The sequence below is a fragment of the Cupriavidus consociatus genome, from assembly GCF_017814975.1.
Taxonomy (GTDB): Bacteria; Pseudomonadota; Gammaproteobacteria; order Burkholderiales; family Burkholderiaceae; genus Cupriavidus; species Cupriavidus consociatus.
In genome coordinates, this window is record NZ_JAGIQA010000119.1 from 1 (window position 1) to 1,469 (window position 1,469).

Here is a 1,469-nt window from a genome sequence, read left to right on the forward strand (position 1 = left end):
CTACCAGATGTCAGCCGCAGCAAAGAACCCACAAACCAATCCCACTACTTAGCCACCGGCATCGTAAATTCCGCCCCCTTGGCAATCGAATCCGGCCACCGCTGCATCACACTCTTATAGCGCGTATAAAACCGCACCCCCTCCTCCCCATACGCATGATGATCCCCAAACAACGACCGCTTCCATCCACCAAACGAATGCCATGCCATCGGCACAGGGATAGGAACATTAATCCCAACCATACCCACCTGGATCTGCCGCGCAAACGCCCGCGCAATCCCACCATCACTGGTATAGCAAGACACCCCATTGCCGAACTCATGCGCATTGATCAGCGCCACCGCCTCGGCAAAGTCATGCACCCGCACCACCGACAGCACCGGCCCAAAGATCTCTTCCTTGTAGATGGTCATGTCGGGCTTCACATGGTCGAACAGCGTGCCGCCGACATAGAACCCATTCTCGTGCCCGTCGACCTTGTGCCCCCGCCCATCGGTCACCAGCGTCGCGCCCTCTTCCACGCCCCTGGCGATATAGCCCTCGACCTTGGCCTTGTGCGCCCCCGTCACCAGCGGACCCATTTCGGCGTCTGACTCCATGCCGTTGCGGATCTTCAGCGCCCGCGCACGCTCCGCCAGCCGCGGCACCAGCTTGTCGGCAACGTCACCCACAGCCACCGCAACGGAGATCGCCATGCAGCGCTCGCCCGCCGAGCCATAGGCCGCACCGATCAGCGCATCGACTGCCTGGTCCAGATCCGCATCCGGCATCACCACCAGGTGGTTCTTGGCCCCGCCCAGCGCCTGCACCCGCTTGCCATGCCTGGTCCCTTCCCTATAGATGTACTCGGCAATCGGCGTCGACCCCACGAACGACAGCGCCTGCACATCCGGATGCGCCAGCAGCGCATCGACCGCTTCCTTGTCTCCCTGCACGACGTTGAACACGCCATCGGGCAAGCCCGCCTGGCGCAGCAGATCGGCGATCAGCAAGCTCGGCGACGGATCCCGCTCCGACGGCTTCAGCACGAACGTGTTGCCGCATGCCAGCGCCACCGGGAACATCCACATCGGCACCATCACCGGGAAGTTGAACGGCGTGATCCCCGCCACCACGCCCAGCGGCTGGCGCAGGTTCCAGTTGTCGATGCCACCCCCGACGTTGTCGGTGAAATCGGTCTTGAGCAGGTTGGGAATGCCGCAGGCAAACTCCACCACCTCGATGCCGCGCGTGACTTCGCCCTTGGCATCGGAGAACACCTTGCCATGCTCGCGCGTGATCAGCGCGGCCAGGTCGTCATGGTGCTGGTCGAGCAGTTCCTTGAACTTGAACAGGATGCGCGCCCGGCGCAGCGGCGGGGTCTCGGACCATGCCGGAAACGCGGCCTTGGCCGCGGCCACGGCCTCGGCAACGTCCTGCGCGGTAGCAAGCGCCACGCGCGCGGCAACTTCGCCGGTGGCAGGGTTGAA

Annotated in this window: 1 protein-coding gene; it reads right to left on the minus strand. The window is 63.7% G+C overall.

Translation table 11 applies throughout. The features are described 5' to 3' along the window. Window positions 1-44: 44 nt before the first annotated feature. A partial coding sequence (locus J8I82_RS37645) for a CoA-acylating methylmalonate-semialdehyde dehydrogenase (protein ID WP_209765692.1) occupies window positions 45-1,469 on the minus strand: 1,425 nt, incomplete at its 5' end.